Source organism: Pseudomonas sp. N2-3-1-14, from assembly GCF_041228395.1.
Classification (GTDB): Bacteria; Pseudomonadota; Gammaproteobacteria; order Pseudomonadales; family Pseudomonadaceae; genus Aquipseudomonas.
Genome location: NZ_CP166199.1, coordinates 2,845,314 through 2,871,061, shown reverse-complemented (window position 1 = coordinate 2,871,061; position 25,748 = coordinate 2,845,314). Strand labels below are relative to the sequence as shown.

20 protein-coding genes are annotated in these 25,748 nt (G+C 61.1%); 12 read left to right on the top strand and 8 right to left on the bottom strand.

All coding sequences use genetic code 11. The annotated features are described in order from the left end of the window. Positions 1–198: 198 nt before the first annotated feature. The 5 genes from AB5I78_RS13270 to tpx all read right to left on the bottom strand — a co-directional run bounded on the left by AB5I78_RS13270 (position 199) and on the right by tpx (position 9,901). Positions 199–1,668, bottom strand: coding sequence for an efflux transporter outer membrane subunit (locus tag AB5I78_RS13270; RefSeq protein WP_369302307.1), 1,470 nt, complete (start codon positions 1,666–1,668; stop codon positions 199–201). Continuing rightward, on the bottom strand, positions 1,665–4,772 hold the full coding sequence (locus AB5I78_RS13265) for an efflux RND transporter permease subunit (protein ID WP_145165654.1): 3,108 nt from the start codon (positions 4,770–4,772) through the stop codon (positions 1,665–1,667). The genes AB5I78_RS13270 and AB5I78_RS13265 overlap by 4 nt, the downstream gene beginning before the upstream one ends. Beyond that, entirely contained in the window at positions 4,769–7,870 is a 3,102-nt protein-coding gene (locus AB5I78_RS13260; RefSeq protein ID WP_145165655.1) for an MdtB/MuxB family multidrug efflux RND transporter permease subunit, read from the bottom strand. Before AB5I78_RS13260 ends, AB5I78_RS13265 begins: the two co-directional genes overlap by 4 nt. Then, on the bottom strand, positions 7,867–9,171 hold the full coding sequence (locus tag AB5I78_RS13255; RefSeq protein ID WP_145165656.1) for an MdtA/MuxA family multidrug efflux RND transporter periplasmic adaptor subunit: 1,305 nt from the start codon (positions 9,169–9,171) through the stop codon (positions 7,867–7,869). The genes AB5I78_RS13260 and AB5I78_RS13255 overlap by 4 nt, the downstream gene beginning before the upstream one ends. Before the next feature lie 229 nt (positions 9,172–9,400). Then, the gene (gene tpx / locus AB5I78_RS13250) at positions 9,401–9,901 is read right to left on the bottom strand and encodes a thiol peroxidase (protein WP_369302308.1); all 501 of its coding nucleotides are present in this window, start codon (positions 9,899–9,901) and stop codon (positions 9,401–9,403) included. A gap of 171 nt (positions 9,902–10,072) precedes the next feature. On the opposite strand from tpx, the gene AB5I78_RS13245 reads away from it, so the two are divergent. The 10 genes from AB5I78_RS13245 to AB5I78_RS13200 all read left to right on the top strand — a co-directional run bounded on the left by AB5I78_RS13245 (position 10,073) and on the right by AB5I78_RS13200 (position 21,487). Further along, complete coding sequence (locus tag AB5I78_RS13245) at positions 10,073–11,362, top strand: glycosyltransferase (protein WP_369302309.1); 1,290 nt, start codon at positions 10,073–10,075, stop codon at positions 11,360–11,362. A 72-nt stretch (positions 11,363–11,434) separates the two neighbouring features. Then, complete coding sequence (locus AB5I78_RS13240) at positions 11,435–12,340, top strand: AraC family transcriptional regulator (RefSeq protein WP_106577883.1); 906 nt, start codon at positions 11,435–11,437, stop codon at positions 12,338–12,340. Positions 12,341–12,557: 217 nt separating this feature from the next. Beyond that, on the top strand, positions 12,558–13,841 hold the full coding sequence (locus AB5I78_RS13235; protein WP_370004756.1) for a sugar ABC transporter substrate-binding protein: 1,284 nt from the start codon (positions 12,558–12,560) through the stop codon (positions 13,839–13,841). A gap of 175 nt (positions 13,842–14,016) precedes the next feature. Further along, positions 14,017–14,943 carry a carbohydrate ABC transporter permease gene (locus AB5I78_RS13230; RefSeq protein WP_106577881.1) on the top strand — a complete coding sequence of 309 codons (927 nt, stop codon included), beginning with the start codon at positions 14,017–14,019 and terminating at the stop codon, positions 14,941–14,943. Between the two features lie 10 nt (positions 14,944–14,953). Further along, a complete protein-coding gene (locus tag AB5I78_RS13225; RefSeq protein ID WP_016968929.1) occupies positions 14,954–15,784 on the top strand; it encodes a carbohydrate ABC transporter permease in 831 nt (276 codons plus the stop codon). Positions 15,785–15,823: 39 nt separating this feature from the next. Beyond that, positions 15,824–16,927, top strand: coding sequence for an ABC transporter ATP-binding protein (locus tag AB5I78_RS13220; RefSeq protein ID WP_145165659.1), 1,104 nt, complete (start codon positions 15,824–15,826; stop codon positions 16,925–16,927). A gap of 16 nt (positions 16,928–16,943) precedes the next feature. Then, positions 16,944–18,425, top strand: coding sequence for a mannitol dehydrogenase family protein (locus AB5I78_RS13215; protein ID WP_145165660.1), 1,482 nt, complete (start codon positions 16,944–16,946; stop codon positions 18,423–18,425). A 138-nt stretch (positions 18,426–18,563) separates the two neighbouring features. Further along, entirely contained in the window at positions 18,564–20,045 is a 1,482-nt protein-coding gene (gene xylB, locus AB5I78_RS13210) for a xylulokinase (protein WP_369302311.1), read from the top strand. Positions 20,046–20,057: 12 nt separating this feature from the next. Then, positions 20,058–20,996, top strand: a complete 939-nt coding sequence (locus AB5I78_RS13205) for a carbohydrate kinase (protein ID WP_369302312.1) — start codon at positions 20,058–20,060, stop codon at positions 20,994–20,996. 221 nt (positions 20,997–21,217) lie between these two features. Continuing rightward, a complete protein-coding gene (locus AB5I78_RS13200; RefSeq protein ID WP_145165663.1) occupies positions 21,218–21,487 on the top strand; it encodes a DUF2790 domain-containing protein in 270 nt (89 codons plus the stop codon). Positions 21,488–21,577: 90 nt separating this feature from the next. Here the strand turns inward: AB5I78_RS13200 and AB5I78_RS13195 are convergent, their stop codons facing one another. Beyond that, on the bottom strand, positions 21,578–21,841 hold the full coding sequence (locus AB5I78_RS13195) for a DUF1652 domain-containing protein (protein ID WP_145165664.1): 264 nt from the start codon (positions 21,839–21,841) through the stop codon (positions 21,578–21,580). A 220-nt stretch (positions 21,842–22,061) separates the two neighbouring features. Continuing rightward, positions 22,062–23,084, bottom strand: coding sequence for a threonine ammonia-lyase, biosynthetic (gene ilvA / locus AB5I78_RS13190; RefSeq protein WP_369302313.1), 1,023 nt, complete (start codon positions 23,082–23,084; stop codon positions 22,062–22,064). Positions 23,085–23,355: 271 nt separating this feature from the next. Here ilvA and AB5I78_RS13185 point away from each other — a divergent pair, with 271 nt between their 5' ends. Further along, a complete protein-coding gene (locus tag AB5I78_RS13185) occupies positions 23,356–23,556 on the top strand; it encodes a ParD-like family protein (protein ID WP_003190946.1) in 201 nt (66 codons plus the stop codon). Next, complete coding sequence (gene map / locus AB5I78_RS13180) at positions 23,556–24,311, top strand: type I methionyl aminopeptidase (protein ID WP_369302314.1); 756 nt, start codon at positions 23,556–23,558, stop codon at positions 24,309–24,311. The genes AB5I78_RS13185 and map overlap by 1 nt, the downstream gene beginning before the upstream one ends. Positions 24,312–24,807: 496 nt before the next feature. Here map and AB5I78_RS13175 read toward each other — a convergent pair whose 3' ends face one another. Beyond that, a complete protein-coding gene (locus tag AB5I78_RS13175; RefSeq protein ID WP_369302315.1) occupies positions 24,808–25,746 on the bottom strand; it encodes a magnesium transporter CorA family protein in 939 nt (312 codons plus the stop codon). Positions 25,747–25,748: the final 2 nt, after the last annotated feature.

Sequence of the window (25,748 nt, the reverse complement as noted above, 5' to 3'; positions counted from 1 at the left end):
GTGGCAAAGCGGGCGATTGTAGCGAGAATAATTATGGGCGCGTTGATTAATTACCATGGGGCAATTAGTGGCGTTTTGACGTCAATCTACTGGCTTAACGTTGCGGTGGTCGGGGCTTGAAGTGGCGTCTGGATCGACGACTTCGGGAGGGGCTTGCCCCCTCCCGGCTCTAGAGGGCAGCAACGGACAGCGGCTCAATCACTCCTTGAACGCCACCTGCCCATCCCACCCACCGCCCAGCGCCGCGATCAACTGCACACTCGCCACCAACCGCGTCTGCAACAACGTCAGCACGGTCCGCTCATTGCTAAGGGCCGTGGCCTGCACCGTGACGACATCCAGATACGCAATCAACCCGGCCTTGTACTGATTCTGCGTCAATCGCAGCGATTCGCGCGCAGCTTCCAGCGCTTCATTGCTGACAACCGCCTCATCCTCCAGCACCTTCAACTGCACCATGTAGTTTTCAACCTCGCGAAAACCATCCAGCACCGTCTGGCGATACTTGGCGACCGTCTCGTCATACGAGGCCACGCTGCGATCAACCTCCGCCGAACGCTGCCCACCGTCGAACAACGTCATCGCCAACTTCGGCCCCACCGACCAGAAGCGGTTCGGCAAGCTGATCCAGTCGGCGTAGGTGCTGCTGGAATAGCCGCCGGCCAGACTCAAGGTCAAATCCGGATAATAAGCCGCCTTGGCCACACCGATATTTGCGTTCGCCGCGATCACCGCGCGCTCAGCCGAAGCAATGTCCGGACGGCGCTCCAACAGTTGCGACGGCAGGCTCACGGGAATCTGCGGCAAGGCTGGAATATCGTTGCTCACCGCCAGGTTGAAGTTGGCCGGTGCCTCGCCGATCAATACCGCAATGGCGTTTTCCAACTGGGCCCGCTGCCAGATCAAGTCGATCAGGCTGGCCTGGGTGGTCTTGAGCTGAGTTTGCGCCTGAGCGATCGCGTCCTTGCCGGAAACACCGGCGCGGTATTGGTTTTCGGTCATTTGCAGCGAACGCTGATAAGTGTCCAACGTGGCCTGCAACAACCGCGTCTGTTCATCCATGACACGCAGTTGCAAGTAGTCTTGCACCAGCTCCGATTGCTGGCTCAAGCGCATCGCCGCCAGGTCCGCCGAGCTGGCCTCGGCCGTGGCTTCATTGGCTTCCAGGCCGCGGCGCAATTTGCCCCACACATCCGCTTCCCAACTCACGCCCAGTTGCGCGTTGAGGGTGTCGCGGATACCGCTGCTGGAACTGCTCAGGCTGGCGTTACTGCTGCCGGTGCCCTGGCTGGCGCGGGTTTTTCCGACACTGAGGTCCACCGTTGGAAAGAACGCGCCGCGCGCGCTGCGCACCTGGGCCTGGGCCTGACGGAAACGCGCTTCGGCCTGGGCCACGGTCTGGTTGGCGTTGTTCAGGCGCGTCACCAGGTCGTTCAACTGGCGGTCGCCGTACAGCTCCCACCAGGCGCCCCGCGCCAGCGAGTCGCTGGGCGTGGCCTGGCTCCAGCCCTGGGCTTCTTTGAATTGCACCGGCTCGATGACATCCGGACGTTTGTAGTCAGGCCCGATGGCGCAGGCGCTGAGCAACGCGCCGCACAGCAGCAGGCTGGCAACGCGCAAACCACGGGGCATGCTCATGGCCAATTGGGTCAAGGTTGAATCGGTCATAGCGCAGTGTCCAAGGCAGCATCGGTACGCACGCCGCGCCAGGCGTTGAAGCGGTGGCGCGCGCGGTCAAGATAGAGGTAAACCACCGGGGTGGTGTAAAGGGTCAGGATCTGGCTGAACACCAGGCCGCCAATAATCGTCAGGCCCAGCGGCTGGCGCATTTCCGCGCCGTCGCCGGAGCCGAGCAGCAACGGCAAGGCGCCGAGAATGGCGGCCAGCGTGGTCATCAGGATCGGGCGCAGGCGCAACAGGCACGCGCTGCGGATCGATTCCACCGGGCTCATGCCGTCATGGCGCTCCAGTTGCAGGGCCAGGTCGATCATCAGGATCGCGTTCTTCTTCACCACCCCGATCAACAGGAACAAGCCCAGCAGTGAGATCAGGCTGAACTCGCCGCCCAGCAGGTAGATCGAGAGCAACGCGCCGACACCGGCCGACGGCAAGGTCGAGAGGATGGTCAGCGGGTGAATGTAGCTTTCATACAGAATGCCCAGCACCAGGTAAACCGCCACCAGCGCGCCGAGGATCATGAACGGCTGGCCCTTCTGGGTCGCGGCAAACGCGTCGGCGGTGCCGGCCATCTTGGCGATCACGTCTTCGGGCAAGCCCACCTTGGCAATCGCGCGCTCGATGGCGGCCGTGCCCTGCTCCACCGTGACCCCGGGCGACATATCAAACGCGATGTTTTCCGAGGCGAACTGGCCTTCATGGCTGACCCGGTCGTCGGCCAGGCTGTTTTCGTAGTGGGCAATGGTCGATAGCGGCACCCGCGCGCCGGTGGAGGTGATCACCTGCATCTGGTTCAGGGTGATCGGGTCCTGGGCGTATTTCGGGTTGACCTCCATCACCACCTGGTACTGGTTGAGGCTGTCATAGATGGTGGAAATCTGCCGTTGGCTGTAGGCGTTGTTCAACACCGCCGTGACCATGCTCATGTCGATGCCCAGGCGCTTGGCCTGGTCGCGGTCGACCACCAGCGTCACCTGCGCCGCGCCACGGCCTTCACGGGCGTCGATGGCGGTCAGCTCCGGCAGCTCGCGCAACGCGGCGACCACTTTCGGGTACCACAGGCGCAACGCGGCCAGGTCACCGCTTTGCAGGATGTAGGAATACTGCGCGCTGGTCTGGTCGCGACTGCCGCCAAACTGCAGGTCCTGGTCGGCCATCAGGAACAAGCGCCCGCCCGGCACCAGCGGTACTTCCTTGCGAATACGCTCGATCACCGCCTGGGCCGAGATCTTGCGCTCGGCGATAGGCTTGAGGCGCACCAGCATCACCGCGTTGTTGGTGCCGTTGTTGCCGCCGATAAAGCCGGCCACGCTGAGCACTGCCGGGTCCTTGAGCACCGCCTTACGGAAGGTCTCCATCTTCGGCTGCATCACATTGAACGACAGCCCGTCGTCGCCGCGCACAAAGCCGATCAACTGACCGGTGTCCTGTTGCGGCATGAAGGTTTTCGGCACCACCACGTACAGCGCGATGTTCACGCCCACGGTGAGCAACAGGCTCAGCAGGGTCAGGCGTCGGTGGCGCAGTACCCAGTCCAGGCTGGTGGCATACACCGCCACCATGCGCTCGTTGATCCTGTGGCTCCAGCGCTGCAAGCCGCTCATATGCCCTTTGATGTGCGGTTTGAGCCAACGCGCGCAGAGCATCGGGGTCAAGGTCAGCGACACGATCAGCGAGACGATGATCGCCGCCGACAAGGTGATGGAGAACTCACGAAACAGGTTGGTGACGATACCGCCCATAAACAGGATGGACAGGAACACCGCCACCAGCGACACGTTCATCGACAGCAAGGTAAAGCCGACTTCCTGCGCGCCCAGATACGCCGCCTTCATCGGCGGCACACCATCGTCGATGTGCCGGGAAATGTTCTCCAGCACCACGATGGCATCGTCCACCACCAGGCCCGTGGCCAGAATCAGCGCCATCAGCGAGAAGTTGTTCAGCGAGAAGCCGAACAGGTACATCACCGCAAAGGTGCCCACCAACGACACCGGCACCGCCAGGGTCGGGATCAACGACGCACGGAAATTACCCAGGAACAGGTACACCACCAGCACCACCAGGGCCACGGCAATCAGCAAGGTCATCTCGGCTTCATGCAGGGTCGCGGTGATCACCGGGGAACGGTCCATGGCCAGGTTGAGCTTGACGCTGGACGGCAACACCGCCTGCAACGCCGGCAGCTGGGCCTTGATCTGCCGGACCGTCTCGATGATGTTGGCGCCGGACTGGCGGTTGATCACCAGCAGCACCGCCGAGTCATTGTTGAAAAAGCCGCTGTTGTAGCGGTCTTCCACGCCGTCGCTGATTTTTGCCACGTCGCCCAGGCGCAGGGCCGCGCCGTTCTGGTAGCGAATCAGCAGCGGCTCATAATCCTTGGCCTTTTCCAGCTGGTCGTTGGCCTGGATCTGCCAGTTGCGCTCACTGTCTTCCAGCGAGCCCTTGGGCCGGCGCTGGTTGGCATTGGCGATGGTGTTGCGCACGTCGTCCAGGGCCACGCCGTACTGGTCGAGGGCCTTGGGTTCCAGCTCGATGCGCACCGCCGGCAGCGAGCTGCCACCGATCTGCACTTCACCCACGCCCGGCACCTGCGACAGGCTTTGCGAAAGAATGGTCGAGGCCAGGTCGTACAACTCGCCCTTTTGCAGCACGTCGGAGGTCAGCGACAGCACCATGATCGGCGCCTGGGACGGGTTGATCTTCTTGTAGGTCGGCATGCTGCGCATGCCGCTGGGCAGCAGGTTGCGCGAGGCGTTGATGGCCGCCTGCACTTCACGCGCCGCGCCGTTGATATCACGGTCGGAGTCAAAGGCGAGGATTACCCGCGTCGAGCCCTGGCTCGACGAACTGCTCATGGTGGTGATGCCGGCAATCGCGCCGAACGAGCGCTCCAGCGGCGTGGCCACGGTGGACGCCATCACCTCGGGGCTGGCCCCGGGCAAACTGGCCGAGACCACGATCACCGGGAAGTCGATCTGCGGCAGCGGCGACACCGGCAGCAAGTTGAAGCTGACGCCGCCGAGCAACATGATCGCCAGGCTCAGCAGCATGGTCGCTACCGGCCGGCGAATGAACGGTCCGGACAGGTTCATGACTCAACCGGCTCCAGGCTTTGCGGCTCTTTGCGCCAGCGGCGGCCAAGGCGGTCGAAGTACAGGTAGATCACCGGCGTGGTGAACAGGGTCAATACCTGGCTCACCAGCAAGCCGCCGACCATCACCAGGCCCAGGGGCTGGCGCAACTCGGCGCCAGAGCCGGTGGCCAGCATCAACGGCACTGCACCAAACAGGGCGGCCAGGGTGGTCATCAGGATCGGCCGGAAACGCAGCAGCGCCGCCTGGTAGATCGCGGTCTGCGGGTCCAGGCCCTGGTTGCGTTCGGCGTCGAGCGCGAAGTCGATCATCATGATTGCGTTCTTTTTCACGATACCGATCAGCAGGATGATGCCGATGATCGCGATCATGCCCAGGTCATTGCCACTGAGCAGCAACGCCAGCAAGGCCCCCACCGCTGCCGACGGCAAGGTCGAGAGGATGGTGATCGGGTGGATGTAGCTCTCATAGAGCACGCCCAGCACGATGTACATGGTGACCACCGCCGCCAGGATCAGCAGCAAGGTGCTCGACAGCGACGCCTCAAACGCCTGCGCCGCGCCCTGGAACTGGGTCTGCACACCCACTGGCATGCCAATGTCTTTCTGGGTCTGGTTGATCAGCTCCACGCCTTTGCCCAGCGCGACGCCGGGGGCCAGGTTGAACGACATCATCACCGCCGGGAACTGGCCGATATGCGCGATCGCCAACTGCGCCTGACGCTGCTCCACGTGGGCCAGGCTCGACAGGCGCACCTGGCCGCCGTCGGTGGTTTTCACATGGATCTGGTTGAGCGCCGCCGGGCCGAGGGTTTCACCGGATTGGGCCTGCAACACCACCCGGTACTGGCTGGCCTGGGTGTAGATGGTGGAAATCTGCCGCTGGCCGAAGGCGTCGTACAGTGCGTCGGTGATGGTCGATACACTGACGCCCAGGCGCGAGGCGGCGTCGCGGTCGATCACCAGGAACACCTGCAGGCCTTTGTCCTGCAGGTCGCTGGCCACATCCGTGAGTTCCGGCAACTGGCTGAGGGCGTGTACCAGCTTGTCGCTCCACAGCGCGAGCAGGTCGGCATCGGGTGACGACATGCTGAACTGGTACTGGGTGCGGCTGACGCGGTCTTCGATCGTCAGGTCCTGCACCGGCTGCATGAACAGGCGAATGCCCACCAGCTTGTCGATTTCCGGCTGCAGCCGTGTGATCACCTGGGCCGCACTCAAGTCGCGCTGGCCGTGCGCCTTGAGGTTGATCAGCAGGCGCCCGCTATTGAGGGTGGCGTTATCGCCATCCACACCGATATAGGACGACAGGCTTTCCACCGCTGGATCAGCCAGGATCACCTTGGCCAGCTCCTGCTGGCGCTGGCTCATCGCGGCAAACGAAATCGACTGTGGCGCTTCGGAAATACCCTGGATAACCCCGGTGTCCTGCACCGGGAAGAAGCCCTTGGGCACCACCAGGTACAGCACCACCGTCAGGCCCAGGGTGGCGATGGCCACCAGCAAGGTCAGCGGCTGGTGCCTGAGCACCCACTGCAACTTGCGCCCGTAGGCTTCGATCAGCCAGTCGATCCAGGCGCCGCTGGCCTTGTAGAAACGGCCCTGTTCTTCTTCCTTGGGTTCGCGCTTGAGCAGCCGCGCGCACATCATCGGCGTCAGGGTCAGCGAGACCACCAGGGAAATCAGGATCGCCACCGCCAGGGTGATCGCGAACTCGCGGAACAGCCGCCCCACCACGTCAGCCATGAACAACAGCGGGATCAACACCGCGATCAGCGACAGGGTCAGGGAAATCAGGGTGAAGCCGATCTGCTTGGCGCCCTTGAGCGCAGCATTGAGCGGCGTCTCGCCCTCCTCGATATAGCGCGAGATGTTTTCCAGCATCACGATGGCATCGTCGACCACAAAGCCAGTGGCGATGGTCAGGGCCATCAGCGTGAGGTTGTTGACGGAGAAGCCCGCCAGGTACATCACGCCAAAGGTGCCGATCAGCGACAGCGGAACGGCGATGGACGGAATGATCGTGGCGCTGACACGACGCAAAAACAGAAACGTCACCATCACTACTAGCGCAATGGCGATCAGCAATTCGTGTTGCACATCGGTGACCGAGGCGCGGATGGTCTGGGTACGGTCGGTGAGCACCGTCACGTCCAGGCCTGCCGGCAGGTTGTCGGTGATGCTCGGCAGCAACGCCTTGATACGGTCGACGACCTCAATCACGTTGGCGCCCGGCTGGCGCTGGATATTCAGCAGCACGGCCTGGTTTTCGTTGGCCCAGGCGGCAAGGCGCTCGTTTTCGGCGCCGTCGACGATCTGTGCCACATCCTTGAGGCGCAGCGGCGCGCCATTGTTGTAGGCCAGGATCAATTCGGCGTATTGCTGGGGCGAAACCAACTGGTCGTTGGCGTCCAGCATCGACACCCGCGTCGGGCCGTCGAAGTTGCCTTTGGGCTGGTTGACGTTGGACGCGGCGATCAGCGTGCGCACGTCCGACAGATTCAAGCCATTGGCGGCCAGGGCCTCGGGGTTGACCTTGATGCGCACGGCCTGGCGTTGGCCGCCGGCGATGCTGACCATGCCGACGCCACTGATCTGGGCAATTTTTTGCGCCATGCGCGTATCCACCAAGTCGTTGAGCTTGGGCAGCAGCATGGTCTTGGAAGTAATCGCCAGGGTCAGCACCGGGGTGTCCGCAGGGTTGACCTTGTTGTACACCGGCGGTGCCGGCAAATCCTTGGGCAGCAGGTTGGTCGCGGCGTTGATCGCGGCCTGCACCTGTTGCTCGGCGACATCCATATTGATGTCGAGGTTGAAACGCAAGGTCAGCACCGACGCACCGCCCGAGCTGGTGGACGCCATTTGGGTCAGGCCGGGCATTTGCCCGAACTGGCGCTCAAGCGGCGCGGTGACCGCGCTGGTCATCACATCGGGGCTGGCGCCGGGGTACAGGGTCATCACCCGGATGGTCGGGTAATCCACCTGGGGCAAGGCCGATACCGGCAGCAAGCGATAGGAAATAATGCCGGCCAGGACAATGGCCAGCATGCTCAGCGTGGTGGCAACCGGGCGAAGGATAAACAGCCGCGACAGGTTCATGAACCGACCTTTTGCGCCTTGCCGGCGTTAGCGCCGGTCTCCCCTTTTGCCGCAGGCTTGCCTTGCAGGTGCTCGGTCGGGGTGGTCGGCACCTCGCTGCTGTCGTTGACCACTTCGATTTCGCTGCCATCCTTCAAGCGGTCGGTGCCTTCCATCACCACACGGTCGCCGGCCGCCAGGCCTTCCTTGATCACGGTGTTGTCGCCATCGGTATCGCCGACCACCAGTGGCTGGACCTTGACCTTCTTGTCGCCGTCGAGCTTGTAGACGAAGGTGCCGTTGTTGCCAAACTGAATCGCGGCAGACGGCGCCAGCACCACGTTGTGCAAGGTGTCGGCGAGCAGATGCACGTTGACGAACTGGTTGGGGAACAGTGCCTGGTCCTTGTTATCGAAACGGCCCTTGAATTTCAGGGTACCGGTGGTCACGTCGATCTGGTTGTCCAGGCTTTGCAGCACACCCACGGCCTGTTTTTTGGCGTCGCCACGGTCCCAGGCTTCCACCGGCAGCTTGTTGCCGGCGTGGTAACGGGCGAGGACGGTGTCCAGGGTGTTTTCCGGCAGAGTGAAGACCACGCTGATCGGCTGCGTCTGGGTGATCACCGCCAGGAAGGTCGTGTCGTTGGCTGCCACCAGGTTGCCCACGTCGACCTGACGCAAGCCCACACGGCCACCGATAGGCGCGCGGATCTTGGTGAATTCGAGGTTGAGCTTGGCGTCGTCCACCGCGCCCTGGTTGGTCTTGACTGTGCCCTGATATTGCAGGACCAGCGCTTCGGCGGTGTCCAGGGTCTGCTTGGCGATACTGTCCTGGGCATACAGGTCGCGGTAACGCTGGACGTCAACCTGGGCGTTTTTCAACTGCGCCTGGTTCTGCAACAGCGTGCCCTGGGCCTGCAGCAAGGCATTCTGGTAGCTGCGCGGGTCGATTTCCGCCAGCAGGTCGCCGGCCTTGACCATCTGCCCTTCTTCAAAGGCAATCTTCACCAGCTCACCGCCCACCCGGCTGCGTACGTTAATGGTATTGAGCGCGGTGACCGTGCCCAAGGCCTTGTAGTACACCGGGAACTCACCCAGCACCGCCGGCGCCACGCGCACGGGAATCGGGCCGGTGGAACCGCCGAAGCCCGGGCGCATCATCCCCGACTTGCCGGCATGCCCGGCCGGTTTTTTCTCGCCGGCATCCTTATGGCTGCCGGGCCAGAATTTCCAGCACAGGACGGCGATAACCAGCAGCACGAGCAGGCCGAACAGCCAGCGGCGGGAGTTGCGGGGGGAGGATTGCATGGAGTGATCAACCATTGGGCGCGAGAGCTTCTACTTTGGGAGGCTGAAAGATAAGCACTGAGGCGCATTAAGAAAAGCGCCTTTACCGGCTATTTACCTTGGATTACAACTTTTAACTTCTGGCCTTAGTTTATGGGCTATTTAGCTAAGCCGCTGACTCTAAATGAAAACGGCCTGGACTAGGCCAGGCCGCAATCATCTATCAAGCGTGTTACTGCGAAAAGACAGTAATGCGCTGAAACAGTTACTTCAAAACAGCCAGGGCGGCTTCGTAGTTCGGCTCTTGGCCGATTTCGCTGACCAACTCGCTGTGCAGCACGTTGTTGTTTTCGTCCAGTACCACAACGGAACGGGCGGTCAGGCCGCGCAGCGCGCCTTCGACAATCGACACACCGTAGTCAACGGCGAAGCCCGGGTCGCGGAAATCCGACAGGTTCTTCACGTTTTCCAGGCCTTCAGTGCCGCAGAAACGGGCCTGGGCAAACGGCAGGTCGCTGGAAATGCACAGCACCACGGCGTTGTTCAGGTCGTTGGCCTGGGCGTTGAACTTGCGTACCGAAGTGGCGCAGGTTGGGGTGTCAACACTTGGGAAGATGTTCAGTACTTTGCGCTTGCCGGCGAAGGTGGCCAGGGTTGCGTCCGACAGGTCGCCGGCAGTCAGGATGAAATCGGGGGCCTGGGTACCGGTTTGCGGCAGCTCGCCTTCAACCTTGATTGGGTTACCACGATGGGTGACTTGAGCCATGAAGAGAATCCTTATGCTGGGTTTATTGAAACGAATTCGAGACGCAGAAGTTAACCACAAACGGGCGAAGCTACCTATGGCCGGGCGTAAATTGTCACGCGGGCGCCCGATTAACAACGGCTATGGTTTAATTGCGCGCTTTTCGCCCGCCCTTCAAGGAATTCGTTGTTGATGAATCAGCCCGCCACCAAAGTCCTGGTCATTGGTTATGTCTGGCCGGAACCACGCTCCTCGGCCGCCGGCGGGCACATGATGCAGATATTGCAGAGCTTCCTGGACCAGGGCTGGGACATCACGTTCAGCAGCCCGGCAACCGTGGGCGAACACAAGGCCGACTTGCCGGCGCTGGGTATCACCGAATGCGCCATCGAACTCAATAACAGCAGTTTCGATGATTTTATTCGCGAATTGGCCCCGGATATTGTGGTGTTCGACCGTTTCATGATGGAAGAGCAATTCGGCTGGCGCGTGGAGAAATGCTGCCCCGACGCCCTGCGCGTGCTGGAAACGTCCGACTTGCAAAGCTTGCGTGACGCCCGCCACCAGCGTTTCAAGGACCACCTCAATGCCCAACCCGAGAGCGATGACTTCAGCGCGCTGTTCAATCCAGCGTTAAAGGAAGAATTCCGGCGGATGGCCGACACCGATTTGGCCAAGCGCGAGATCGCAGCGATTTACCGCTGTGATATCAGCCTGGTGATCTCCGACGTGGAAATCCGCCTGCTCACCGAGCAGTTCAAGGTGCCCGCCGCCCTGCTCCACGGGTGCCCGTTGATGCTGGAACCGCCGACCGAACCCTTCGCACCGTTCGAGGACCGCGCGCACTTCCTGAGCATTGGCAACTTTCGCCATGCGCCCAACTGGGATGCGGTGTTGTGGATGAAGAGCAGCCTGTGGCCGCTGATCCGTCAGCAATTGCCAGGCGCGCAGTTACATATCTACGGTTCCTACACCCCGCCCAAGGCCACGGCATTGCACAACCCGGCGCAGGGCTTTCATGTGATGAACTGGGCCGAAGACGCCCTGCAAGTCATGGGCGCCGCGCGTATCTGCCTGGCACCGCTGCGCTTCGGCGCCGGGATCAAGGGCAAGCTGATGGACGCAATGCTCTGCGGCACGCCGAATGTCACCACGCCCATCGGCGCCGAAGGCATGGGTGATGAGCAACCGTGGCCGGGTGCGATCGAACAAAGCGCGCCAGCCCTGGCAGCGGCCGCCGTGGCGCTGTACCAGGACCGCGAACGGTGGACCCAGGCCCAGGAGGATGGCCGCCGCCTGCTTGCCCGCCGCTACGACCAGGCCCTGCACGGCCCGGCGCTGGTGCAATGCCTGGAGCAGTGCCGCCTCCAGCTCGCGGCCCATCGCCGGGACAACTTCACCGGCAGCATGCTGCGCCACCATGCGCATAAAAGTACGCAGTACATGTCCCAGTGGATCGAGGCCAAAAACCGCAGCGTGTAAACACCGAGGCTGGCGAGGTCGCGCGCAAGGGGGCATTATCCTTGGCAGCAACCACAATAAAGCGACGGCAGCATGACCCGAGCAACGCGAATCACCGACCCTTCCTACGAGCTGATGGACGATCACAACGGTCTGTCCATCATCTATCGCCAACACGGCTTCCCGTGCCCGCTGGTGCGCTGGCATTTCCACAAGGAATACGAGCTGCACTTGATTGTCGCCAGCTCCGGTAAGGTGTTTATCGGCGACTACATCGGCAATTTTTATCCGGAAAGCCTGTTCCTCACCGGCCCCAACCTGCCCCACAACTGGATCAGCCAGGTGGAGGAAGACGAGGTCGTGCCCAAGCGCGACATGCTGGTCAACTTCACCGACGAGCTGTTTGAGGGCGGCAGTCAGATCTTTACCGAGCTCAAGAGCCTGGCGCCGTTGCTGGAACGTGCGCAGTACGGCATCGAGTTCCGCTGCAAAAAAACCATCGCCCAGGCCATGACGTTGATGCAGCGCATCGAAGACGCCCAGGGCATGGCGCGCCTGGGGCATTTCTTTATCCTGCTGGAAGTGCTGAGCGCGTGTGAGCACTACCAATTGTTGTCTGGCGTGACCACCCCGCAACTGGCGGACGAGCACAGCATCGACCGCACCAACCGCGCGGTGGACTACATTTTCGCCCACTACGCCCGCGAATTATCGCTGGAGGAAGTCGCGGAATACCTGGGCATGAAGCCTACGTATTTTTCCCGCGTATTCAAACAGGCCACGGGACGCACCTTTATCGAGTTCGTCAACCGGCTGCGCATCAGCAAGTCCTGCGAATTGCTGGCAGACGGCGATAAAGCCGTGACCGACGTGTGCTTCGAGTCGGGTTTCAACAACATCTCCAACTTCAACCGGCGCTTTCAGCAGCTCAAAGGCATGACGCCCTCCCACTACCGGCGCCTGGCGGTGCAGCGGCTGACGGAACAGAACCTGGCTTAACTGGTTCAGCAAGCGAAGTGATGAGTGCAAAAAAGTATCAGTCCAAGTGCGCCCAAGGATTTGTCATAACCCCATTTGAAGGCTGTAATCAACGCACACTCTTCCTGACTGTTCGTGGGAAGACACAACAACAATAACTGTCCTTCTGTAGCCCCTGGGCGCAGAAATGGAGTGCGCGATGAAGTTCACAGCAAAAACGCTGCTTGCCTGTTCTTGCATGACTGTATGCATGACCCTCAGCGCCGTCAGTTTTGGCGCGCAAACCCTGACCATTGCCACCGTCAACAACAGCGACATGATCCGCATGCAAAAACTCTCGAAGACCTTCGAGACCGAGCATCCGGACATCAAGTTGAACTGGGTGGTGCTCGAAGAAAACGTGCTGCGCCAACGCCTGACCACCGACATCGCCACCCAGGGCGGACAGTTCGACGTGCTGACCATCGGCATGTACGAAGCCGCACTCTGGGGCGCCAAGGGCTGGCTGGAGCCGATGAAAGATCTGCCGGCATCCTACGACCTCGATGATGTTTTCCCTTCGGTGCGCGACGGTTTGTCCGTCAAGGGCTCGCTTTACGCCCTGCCGTTCTACGCCGAAAGCTCGATCACCTACTACCGCACCGACCTGTTCAAGGACGCCGGGCTGAGCATGCCTGAGCACCCGACCTGGACCCAGATCGGCGAATTCGCGGCCAAACTCACCGACAAGACCAAAGAGCAGTACGGCCTGTGCCTGCGCGGCAAAGCCGGTTGGGGTGAGAACATGGCGCTGATCACGACCCTGGCCAACGGCTACGGCGCGCGCTGGTTCGATGAGAAGTGGCAACCCGAATTCAACGGCCCCGAGTGGAAGGACGCGCTGAACTTCTACGTCGACAACATGAAGAAATCCGGCCCGCCGGGCGCTTCCAGCAACGGTTTCAACGAAAACCTGGCGCTGTTCAACAGCGGCAAATGCGCGATCTGGGTCGATGCCAGCGTGGCCGGCTCGTTTGTCACCGACAAGACTCAGAGCAAGGTCTCCGACCACGTGGGCTTCACCTTCGCCCCGCACGAGACGACCGACAAGGGCACGTCGTGGCTGTACTCCTGGAGCCTGGCGATCCCCACCAGCTCCAAAGCCAAGGACGCTGCCAAGGTCTTCACCAGTTGGGCAACGTCCAAGGAATACAGCCAGCTCGTGGCCAAGACCGACGGCATTGCCAACGTACCGCCAGGCACGCGCAAGTCGACCTACAGCGACGAATACATGAAGGCCGCACCGTTCGCCAAGGTAACGCTGGAATCGCTGAAAGTCGCCGACCCGACCAAACCGACCCTCAAGCCGGTGCCGTATATCGGTATCCAGTTGGTGACCATTCCTGAGTTCCAGGCCATTGGTACCCAGGTCGGCAAGTTCTTCTCGGGCGCGCTGACCGGTCAGCAAACGGTGGATCAAGCCTTGGCCGCCGCGCAGACCACCACCGAGCGTGAAATGAAGCGGGCGGGTTATCCCAAGTAAAGCAGGCATCCCCCTGTAAATGTGGGAACTGCTTTATGTGAGAGCTGGCTTGCCTGCGATACAGACACCTCGGTCTTTCTGTTTAAACCGAGTTGATGCCATCGCAGGCAAGCCAGCTCCCACACTGACCGCGCTTCGACTCTCGCTCTGCACGTACTTGACTGGTTCTGACCCTATGAATACCACCACTGCCAAAGTGCAAACCGCCGCGCCTGAAAAGCCGCGCAAAAGCCGACTGGCCAACCCCGGCTGGTTCCTCGTCAGCCCCTCGGTGGCCTTGCTGCTGCTGTGGATGATCGTGCCGCTGGGCATGACCCTGTACTTTTCGCTGATCCGCTACAACCTGCTCTACCCCGGCGAAAACCAATTCGTGGGCCTGGAAAACTTCACGTACTTCATCACCGACTCGGGCTTTCTGCCCGGCGCCACCAATACCTTGCTGCTGGTGGGCAGCGTGCTGTTGATCAGCGTGGTGTTCGGCGTGTTGATCAGCGCCCTGCTTGAGGCCAGTGAGTTTTTCGGCCGCGGCGTGGTGCGGGTGATGTTGATTTCGCCGTTTTTCATCATGCCCACCGTCGGTGCGCTGATCTGGAAGAACCTGATTTTTCACCCGGTGTCGGGGATTCTCGCCGCGGTGTGGAAGCTGTTCGGCGCCGAGCCCGTGGACTGGCTGGCGCACTACCCGTTGCTGTCGATCATCATCATTGTGTCGTGGCAATGGCTGCCCTTCGCCATCCTGCTGCTGATGACCGCCATGCAGTCCCTGGACCAGGAACAAAAGGAAGCCGCACGCCTGGACGGTGCCGGCGCCATCGCGATCTTCTGGCACCTGACCCTGCCCCACCTGGCGCGCCCGATTGCCGTGGTGGTGATGATCGAAACGATCTTTTTGCTCTCGGTGTTTGCCGAAATCTTCACCACCACCAACGGTGGTCCGGGGTACGCCTCGACCAACCTCGCCTACCTGATCTACAACCAGGCGCTGGTGCAGTTCGACGTGGGCATGGCCTCGGCCGGCGGCTTGATTGCCGTGGTCATCGCCAATATTGCGGCGATCATCCTGGTGCGGATGATCGGCAAAAACCTGACTGACAAGCCTTGAGGGCCGCGCCATGACGCTTCAACAATCCCGCCGCCTGCAAAGCCTGTTGCTCGGCACCCTGGCCTGGGCCATCGCGATCCTGATTTTCTTCCCGATCTTCTGGATGGTGCTGACCAGCTTCAAGACCGAAATCGACGCGTTCGCCACCCCGCCGCAGTTCATCTTCACGCCGACGCTGGAGAACTACCTGCACATCAACGAGCGCAGCAACTACTTCGCCTACGCCTGGAACTCCGTGGTGATTTCGTTCAGCGCCACGGCCTTGTGCCTGCTGATTTCGGTACCGGCCGCCTACTCCATGGCGTTCTACGAAACCCAGCGCACCAAGGGCACGCTGCTGTGGATGCTGTCCACCAAGATGCTGCCGCCGGTGGGCGTGCTGATGCCGATCTACCTGCTGGCCAAGAGCTTTGGCCTGCTGGATACGCGCATTGCGCTGATCATCATCTACACCCTGATCAACCTGCCGATTGTGGTATGGATGGTTTACACCTACTTCAAAGACATCCCCAAGGACATCCTCGAAGCCGCCCGCCTGGATGGCGCCACGCTGTGGCAGGAAATGGTCCGCGTGCTGCTGCCGATTGCCAAGGGTGGCCTGGCTTCCACGGTGTTGCTGTCGCTGATCCTGTGCTGGAACGAGGCGTTCTGGTCGTTGAACCTGACCTCCTCGAATGCTGCGCCGCTGACCGCGCTGATCGCCTCTTACTCCAGCCCCGAAGGCTTGTTCTGGGCCAAATTGTCGGCCGTGTCGACCCTGGCCTGCGCGCCGATCCTGATTTTCGGCTGGATCAGCCAGAAACAGCTGGTGCGCGGTTTGTCCTTCGGCGCCGTGAAATAACGGTCTTTCAATAAAAAATTCAAAGCGGAGGCCCATCCCATGGCCAACCTGAAAATCAAGAATCTGCAAAAAGGCTTCGAAGGCTTTTCCATCATCAAGGGCATCGACCTGGAAGTGAACGACAAGGAATTCGTGGTCTTTGTCGGCCCCTCGGGCTGCGGTAAATCCACCCTGCTGCGCCTGATCGCGGGCCTTGAAGAAGTCACCGAAGGCACCATCGAGCTCGATGGCCGCGACATCACCGAAGTCACCCCGGCCAAGCGCGACCTGGCAATGGTGTTTCAGACCTACGCGCTGTACCCGCACATGAGCGTGCGCAAGAACATGTCGTTTGCCCTGGACCTGGCCGGCGTCGACAAGAAGCTGGTGGAAAGCAAGGTCAGCGAAGCGGCGCGCATCCTTGAGCTCGGCCCGCTGCTGGAGCGCAAGCCCAAACAGTTGTCCGGCGGCCAGCGCCAGCGTGTGGCCATCGGCCGCGCGATTGTGCGTAACCCGAAGATCTTCCTGTTCGATGAACCGCTGTCCAACCTCGACGCCGCCCTGCGCGTGCAGATGCGCCTGGAACTCGCGCGCCTGCATAAAGAGCTGCAGGCGACCATGATTTACGTGACGCACGACCAGGTCGAAGCCATGACCCTGGCCGACAAAGTGGTGGTGCTCAACAGCGGCCGCATTGAACAAGTCGGCTCACCACTGGAGCTGTACCACCAGCCGGCCAACCTGTTTGTGGCAGGCTTTCTGGGCACGCCGAAAATGGGCTTTCTCAAGGGCAAAGTCACCCGCGTCGAAGGCCAGGGCTGCGACGTGCAACTGGACGCCGGCACCACCATCAGCCTGCCATTGAGCGGCGCCACCCTGAGCGTCGGCAGCGCGGTGACCTTGGGCATTCGTCCGGAGCACCTGGAAATCGCCTCGCCCGGCCAAACCACGCTGACCGTCACCGCCGACGTTGGCGAACGCCTGGGCAGCGACACCTTCTGCCACGTGATCACCGCCAACGGCGAGCCGCTGACCATGCGCATTCGTGGTGACATGGCCAGCCAGTACGGCGAGACCCTGCACCTGCACCTGGACCCGGCGCACTGCCATCTGTTCGACACCGACGGCGTGGCCGTGGCCCGCCCACTGCGCGCTGCCGCCTGATTTCGCGAGATTTGTGATGAAACTGAATAAACAGAACCTGACCCAACTGGCGCCGCACGTGAAAATCCCGGCCTATGCGATTGCCAGCACCACGCAGGGCATCGCGCATATCGGCGTCGGCGGCTTCCACCGCGCGCACCAGGCGTATTACACCGACGCATTGATGAACACAGGCGAGGGCCTCGACTGGAGCATCTGCGGGGTCGGCCTGCGCGCCGAAGACCGCAAGGCTCGCGACGACCTGGCTGGCCAGGATTACCTGTTCACCCTGTATGAACTGGGCGATACCGACGACACCGAAGTGCGCGTGATCGGCTCGATCAGCGACATGCTGCTGGCCGAAGACGGCGCCCAGGCGTTGATCGACAAGCTGGCCGACCCGCAGATTCGCATCGTTTCGTTGACCATCACCGAAGGCGGCTACTGCATCGACGACAGCAACGGCGAGTTCATGGCCCACCTGCCGCAGATCCAGCATGACCTGGCGCACCCCGAATCGCCGAAAACCGTGTTCGGCTTTATCTGCGCGGCGCTTACTCAACGTCGCGCGGCCGGTGTGCCGGCGTTTACGGTGATGTCCTGCGATAACCTGCCGCACAACGGCGCCGTCACACGCAAAGCGCTGCTGGCCTTCGCCGCCCTGCACAACGCCGAGCTGCACGCGTGGATCAAGGCCAACGTGAGCTTCCCGAACGCGATGGTCGACCGCATCACGCCGATGACCAGCACCGCCCACCGTTTGCAGCTGCATGACGACCATGGCATCGACGATGCCTGGCCGGTGGTGTGCGAGCCGTTTGTGCAATGGGTGCTGGAAGACAAGTTCGTCAATGGACGCCCGGCCTGGGAAAAGGTCGGCGTGCAGTTCACCGATGACGTCACGCCCTACGAAGAGATGAAGATCGGCCTGCTCAACGGTAGCCACCTGGCCCTGACTTACCTGGGTTTTCTCAAGGGTTACCGGTTTGTGCACGAGACCATGAACGACCCGGTGTTTGTGGCTTATATGCGCGCCTATATGGACCTGGACGTCACACCCAACCTCGCGCCGGTGCCGGGCATCGACCTGACCGAGTACAAGCAGACTCTGGTGGATCGCTTCTCCAATCAGGCGATTGCCGACCAGTTGGAGCGGGTGTGTTCGGACGGGTCGTCGAAGTTTCCCAAGTTCACCGTGCCGACCATCAATCGCTTGATTGCCGATGGGCGTGAGACCGAGCGCGCGGCGCTGGTGGTCGCGGCCTGGGCGCTGTACTTGAAGGGCGTCGATGAGAATGGCGTGAGCTACAAAATCCCTGATCCGCGCGCGGCGTTCTGTCAGGGACTGGTGAGCGATGATGCGTTGATCAGCCAGCGGTTGCTGGGTGTGGAGGAGATTTTTGGCAAGGCTATTCCCAACTCTCCCGAGTTTGTGGCAGCGTTTGAGCGGTGCTATGCAAGCCTTCGCGATAACGGCGTTACCGCAACCCTGCAGCACCTCCTGAAGAAACCGGCTTAACCCTGCGGGAGGGGGCTTGCCCCGATGGCGGTATATCAGTCAAATGCCCTTCACTGACCCACTGCTTTCGGGGGCAAACCCCTCCCACCGTTGATCGGGTTTTCAATCCAAAACAACAACACTGCTGAGCACTCCACCATGACCCAGCAAAACCTTTACCTTGGCATCGACTGCGGCACCCAAGGCACCAAAGCTATCGTCCTCGACGCCACAAGCGGCAAGGTACTGGGCCTGGGCGCCGCCAGCCACACGCTGATCAGCGGCGCCAATGGCCGGCGCGAACAACATACCCAGGAATGGCTGGACGCCTTTACCGAAGCCACGCACCGCGCCTTGCAGCAGGCCGGCGTAGACGGCCAGGACATCCTCGGCATCGGCGTTTCCGGCCAGCAGCACGGCCTGGTGCTGCTGGATGACCAGGGCCAGGTGCTGCGCCCGGCCAAACTCTGGTGCGACACCGAAACCGCACCGGAAAACGACCGCCTGCTGCAACACCTGGGTGGCGAAAGCGGCTCCCTGGAACGCCTCGGCGTGGCGATTGCACCGGGTTACACCGTGTCCAAACTGCTGTGGACCCGCGAGCAGCACCCGGACGTGTTCGCACGCATCGCGCATATCTTGCTGCCTCACGATTACCTCAACTTCTGGCTCACCGGCCGCGCCGTCGCGGAATTCGGCGATGCGTCGGGCACCGGCTATTTCAACGTGCGCACGCGCGAATGGGACGTGGCGCTGCTTCAGCACATCGACCCCAGCGGCCGCCTGCACGCTGCCCTGCCTGAACTGATCGAGGCGAATCAAAGCGTGGGCACGATCCTGCCCGCCATCGCCGAACGCCTGGGCATCAACCCCAACGCCCGCGTCTCCAGCGGCGGCGGCGACAACATGATGGGCGCCATCGGCACCGGCAACATCGCGCCCGGCGTGATCACCATGAGCCTGGGTTCGTCGGGCACCGTGTATGCATTTGCCGATCAGCCGACTGTGAGCCCACAAGCGTCGGTGGCGACCTTCTGCTCCTCCAGCGGCGGTTGGCTGCCGTTGATTTGCACGATGAACCTGACCAACGCCACCGGCGTGATACGCGAATTGTTCGACCTCGACCTGGCCGCCTTCAACGCCTTGGTCGCCCAGGCACCGATTGGCGCCGACGGCGTCAGCATGCTGCCCTTTCTCAACGGCGAACGTGTGCCCGCCCTGCCCCACGCCACCGGCAGCGTGCACGGCTTGACCATGACCAACCTGACGCGCGCCAACCTGTGCCGTGCGGTGGTCGAGGGCACCACCTTTGGGCTGCGTTATGGCCTGGACCTGCTGCGCCAGACCGGCCTGCAAAGCCTGCGCATCCGCCTGATCGGCGGCGGTTCAAAAAGCCCGGTGTGGCGTCAGATGGTCGCCGATATCATGAACACCGAAGTCGTCTGCACCGAACAAAGCGAAGCCGCCGCCCTGGGCGCGGCGATCCAGGCGGCGTGGAGCCAGTCCGGCGAGTCCCTGGCCAGCTTGTGCGACAAATGCGTCAGCGTCGACCCGGCCAGCCGCACGCTGCCGGTGGCGGCCAGTGTCACTGCCTACCAACACGCTTACGAGCGCTATCAACAACTCGTGGCAACCCTTTAAGAGCGAACGACTATGTATCTGGTGTGTGGCGAAGCGCTGTTTGATTTTTTCAGCGAGGAGGATGCCAGCGGTCAGGCGTCCAAGGTCAATTACAAGGCGATTGCCGGCGGCTCGCCGTTCAACGTGGCCGTGGGCTTGCGCCGTCTGGGCATCGACTCCGCGTTGTTCGGCGGGTTGTCCAATGATTTTCTCGGCCAGCGCTTGCTGCAAGTGCTCAAGGACGAGGGCGTGAGTGAGCAATTTCTGGTGGAATTTCCCGCGCCGACCACGCTGGCGATGGTGGCTGTGGGCGCCAATGGCTCACCGCAATACAGCTTTCGCGGCGAAGGCTGCGCCGACCGCCAGCTGCGGGTGGTGCATTTGCCCACCCTGGGCCATGAAATTCGTGGGCTGCACATCGGTTCGTTTTCGCTGGTGGTGCAACCCATCGGCGACACGCTGCTGAACCTGGTCAAGCGCGAAAGCGGCAAACGCCTGATCAGCCTGGACCCCAACGTGCGGCTCAACCCGCAGCCGGATATCCAACTGTGGCGTGATCGCGTGGGCGAGTTGGTCAAGCATGCCGACCTGATCAAAGTCAGCGACGAAGACTTGCACCTGCTCTACCCCGACCAGTCACCGGAAAGCGTGCTGCAAGGCTGGTTGCAGCACCGTTGCCAACTGGTGTTTCTGACCCGAGGCGGCGACGGCGCAACGGTGTTCAGTCGCCAGCACGGCAGTTGGTCTGCACCAGCGGTCAAGGTGGTGATCGCCGACACCGTGGGTGCCGGTGACACCTTCCAGGCGGCGTTGATTGCCTGGCTGACCGAGCAGCAGCTTGATTCGGTAGAGGGCTTGCAACAGCTGTCGCGCGAGCAGATCGACAGCATGCTCGACTTCGCCATTCGCGCCGCCGCCCTGACGTGCAGCAAGACCGGGCCGGACTTGCCGTACCGCGCTCAGCTGGGCTGATTGCCCATGACTGCAGGCCACGTATTTTCGTGGCTTGCAATCAGCGTCAGGGCGAGTAGAGCCTGCTGACCGCGACGGGTACATCCAACGCGTTGGGCTGTATGTCGGCCAACACTGTGCGTTGGTAAAAAAGATGAAGGTTTTGTCAGCCAAGGCAAAATTAATCGATGGTTAATCCCGCGAGCCGAGAGTGAAGGTGTACCCACTTGCGGAGAACTACCATGAAACTGCGCACTTTGATGCTTGGCGGCGCATTGGCGCTGGCAACCGTCTCGGGCCTGGCCCAGGCAGACACCCAAGCCACAGCGACCAAACCGGTGCCCTACCAGTACGGCATGCCCATGAACGTTAAAACGGTGATTGCGATGCATGAAACCGACACCAACGTTTGCAAAGTCATCAACGCCGATATCAAGTTTGTCGACACCGCGGGCAAAGTCGAAGACGTCGGCTACCGGAAAATGTCCGAAGCCTGCGATTTCCAGAATTGATTCCTTACACTGGCGACAGAACCGTATTGGGCCTGGCCTCTACCAGGCCCGCAGTTCCCCAGTGACTCAACCTCGCACAACGCCTGATTACTAGCCGCGCCCTCCCACTCTTTGCAGAGCGGGCGAATGGGTATGCTTGAGGTCTTCACGCAACCCGCTGATCAGGTTGCAAATGGCTCGACTGCTGTCGAGTTTGTCAGCGTTTATACCTTTTACTTCCAAATCCACTCGGTCGCGGTCACGGTCGTCATAGACTTTGATCGTCAACGAAGCATCTTCGGCTTTGGTGCATTCGCACCGTTTAGGCAGGAAACTTCCTTCAATAATACTGCGAAGTTCTAATTCCGAAAGCATGGCCAACCTCTCCTTTCATGAGACTGCCAACAGATTGTTATGTCCGGCAGATGCGTGTCTGCCACGTCTTACCGACCCTGGAAGACGCTTACAATCATCAGCGTACTCGGCAAAATCCATTCTCGTTGTAACTTTTCCTCATAAGCGGCACGCGCGGTTATATAAGTCTTGGAACTGCGTGCAAATTCTCGGCGAACAGCGTTGATTAAACGGTTATGCACTAATTTGAACCCTGCGCTGCGACTCTTTCTGCAACATGTCGCAAACTATCAAAGTTGATATTTGCCCCGGAGTTCACTGCCACCAAGGTTTGCCCACGCAGCGCGTTTTGCGTCACGTACTTGCGGATGCCTGCTACCGCCAGTGCCCCGGACGGCTCGGTGATGGAACGCGTATCGTCATAGATCAACTTGATCGCGCTGCACAACTGGTCGTTGCTGACAGTAATGACTTCGTCCACCCAGTCGCGGCAGATTTCAAAACCATAAGCGCCGATCTGCGCCACAGCCGTGCCGTCGGCAAACCCGTCCACGCTGGGCAACACCACGCGCTCGCCCGCGCGCAGCGCCGCCAACAGGCAGCTGGACCCCTCAGGCTCGACACCGACGATGCGCACTTGGGGCCGCAGGTATTTGACGTACGCCGCGATCCCCGCGATCAGACCGCCGCCGCCCACCGGCACGAAGATCGCGTCCAGCGCGCCCTGTTGCTGGCGCAGAATTTCCATCGCCACGGTGCCCTGGCCGGCGATCACGTCCGGGTCATCGAACGGCGAGACAAAGGTGCAACCCGAGGTCTCGGCCAATTGCAGGGCATGCGCCAGGGCAAACGGGAAGCTCTCACCGTGCAGCACCGCCTCGGCGCCTCGGGAGCGAACGCCGAGCACCTTCAGCTCAGGCGTAGTGCACGGCATCACAATGCTTGCCTTGATCCCCAATTCGCGCGCCGCCAGCGCTACACCTTGGGCGTGGTTGCCCGCCGACGCCGTCACCACGCCCCGCGCCTTTTGCGCCTGCGTGAGCTGCACCAATTTGTTGTACGCCCCGCGAATTTTGAAAGAAAAAGTCGGCTGCAGGTCTTCGCGCTTGAGCAACACCTGATTGCCCAGCAATGCCGAGAGCGCGGGTGCCGCTTGCAGGGGCGTGCGCACTGCCAGGTCATATACCGGGGCGGCCAGAATCTTTTTCACATAGTGTTCAAGCAATGCCGTATCAGCGGTGTGGGGGACGGGGCACATGCTCATGGGTGTCTCCTGGCGTTTTTACAGGGCCCTGAGACGGAAAAACAAAACCCGCCTCCAGGGCGGGTTTGGGTGCAGCCGTGTGCTATCCCGCCAAATGAGGAATGGCGGTAATAATGCTTGGCTGGCTGCGGAAGGCTTGAAATGTCATGTCACGAAATTAACCGCCACTCACCGGCCACGTCAATGCCCAACCACCCATTCTCCGGCAGGGGTTTACGGCCAGCATACGAAACGCATACGCTTTGTATATCAATTCCAAACAGTGAATGTCATGGGCATCGTCAAAATCACCGACCAATTGCACGAACAACTTCGCCTGGCCAGCGCTGCTATGGACCGCTCCATCAACGCCCAAGCCGAGTTCTGGATCAAGATCGGCCTGCTCGCCGAACTCAACCCACACCTGCCCTACAACGAGCTGATCAACAAGCTGTTGCTGGACAAGCCCGACCTGATCCGGGGGCGCAGCTGATGATCAAGACCGCCGCCCAACTGGCAGTGATGCGTGAATCCGGACGCCTGCTGGCCCAGGTTTTCGACATGCTTGACGGATTTGTCGCCGCCGGCCGCTCCACCCTGGAGCTGGACAGCGCCGTCGAGGCGTTCATTCGTAACGACCTCAAAGCCCGCCCGGCAAGCCTGGGGCAATATGACTATCCCTTCTGCATCAACACCTCGATCAACGAGGTGGTGTGCCATGGCATGCCCAGCGCCAAGGATATTCTCAAGGACGGCGACATCATCAACATCGACATCACCCTGGAAAAAGGCGGCTTTATCGCTGACGCCAGCAAGATGTACATGATCGGCACCGTGGCGCCCAAGGCGCGGCGCCTGGTGGAACAGACCTTTGAAGCCATGTGGGCCGGCATTCGCCAAGTCAGACCGGGCGCGCGCCTGGGTGATATCGGCCATGCGATCCAGAGCCATGCGCAGGCCAACGGCTACAGCGTGGTGCGCGAATACTGCGGCCACGGCATCGGCCGCCAGATGCATGAAGAACCGCAAATCCTCCACTTCGGCCGCCCCGGCACCGGCCTGGAACTGCGTGAAGGCATGGTGTTTACCATCGAGCCGATGCTGAACCAGGGCAGCGCCAAGGTGCGCGACTTGAAAGATGGCTGGACGGTGGTGACCAAGGACAACAGCCTGTCGGCGCAGTGGGAGCATACCGTGGCGGTGACGGCCAACGGGTTTGAGGTGCTTACCTTGCAGGTAACGGACTGAGGCGTGTAGATGTGGGTGTGGCGGCTGGTGCTGGGGCATGCCCATTTTTGGGGTGACGGCAGTTGAGTGGTTAGATCACAAGCAAAGCCGAGGCGGCCTGATTTTGGAAGCTGAACCCACTCTAATGTGGGAGCTGGATTGCCCGCGAAAGCGGTGTGCCAGTGACACATGGGCTGACTGAACCACCGCCTTCGCGGGCAAGCCCGCTCCCACAGTTGGGTCTCTGTGCATCAGGTAGATGGGTGTCGTGTGTACTCGGCCAGCTCCCACAGAAAAGCCAAGCACCGCGGTGCTGGTAGGTGAACTCGGTCAAATTGTGGGAGCGGGCTTGCCCGCGAATGCGGTGGGTCAGTCAACTCATGTGTGCTGACACACTGCCTTCGCGAGCAAGCCCGCTCCCACATTTTTGGATCGGATGACATCAGGGTGATGCGCTGTGGAACGCAGGCCCCCAGCGCATTACCAAGCGGGCCTTACCGCAGCAACGGCTAGGTACTCACACCACACTTGCCCCGCCCGCGATTCGCTTGAGCCCAAGCACCATCAAGCCGGCCCCCAACGCCATCGCGGCCATCAGCAGCGGGTACGACACCCACCACGGCGTACCCGCCGTCATCATGCTGAATTCCGACATGCCACCCACACTGGCAATCAGGTTAAGCGGCAGGAACACCACGTTAATCAGGGTCAACTTGCGCAGTAGGTTGTTCATGCTGTTGTTCATCAGGTTGCCACGCGCGTCGATCAATCCGGAAAACACATTGGAATAGATCTCCGCCTGCTTGTAGCACTGATGGTTTTCGATGATCAGGTCGTCGATCAACCCCAGGATCTCGGCACTGAAATGCTCTTTTTCAGCGTGATTACGCAGCCGCGACAGCACCGCGCCGTTGCTGTGCAGCGCATTGATGTAATAGATCAGGCTTTCGCTGAGGCTGAACATCTGCATCAGGTGATGGTTGCTCATCGACGCGTTGAACTGTTGCTGCAATTCGCGCGCAACCAGCTTGATCACCTTGAGGTGGCCCAGGTAGTGGTGGATGTTGTTGAGCAACAAATCAAGCAGCACATCCAACGACGTGTGCAGCGGCCGGCGCGCGCCGAGCCCCGACAGCGGGGTTTCATCGGTGGCAATCACCAGCAGGCGATCCTGCGAAAACAACAAGCCGCACGACGACACCTCAAACACCAGGTTGCCGCCGCCGGAGTAGTTTTCCGGGCGTTTCCAGATCAGGAACAGGTTGTCGGGGTGAAATTCGATGCGTGACACTTCATCCGGGTCAAGGGCCGAGGCCAGCGCATGTTCATCCAGCTTGTGGTGGTCGCGCAGCCATTCACGTTCGGCCAGGTCCGGGTTGTTGAACAACATGATCGGCGCATCATCACTTCCCGCGCCGCACAACTTTCCACCGGTCAATTCAAAGCGCTGGATCATCG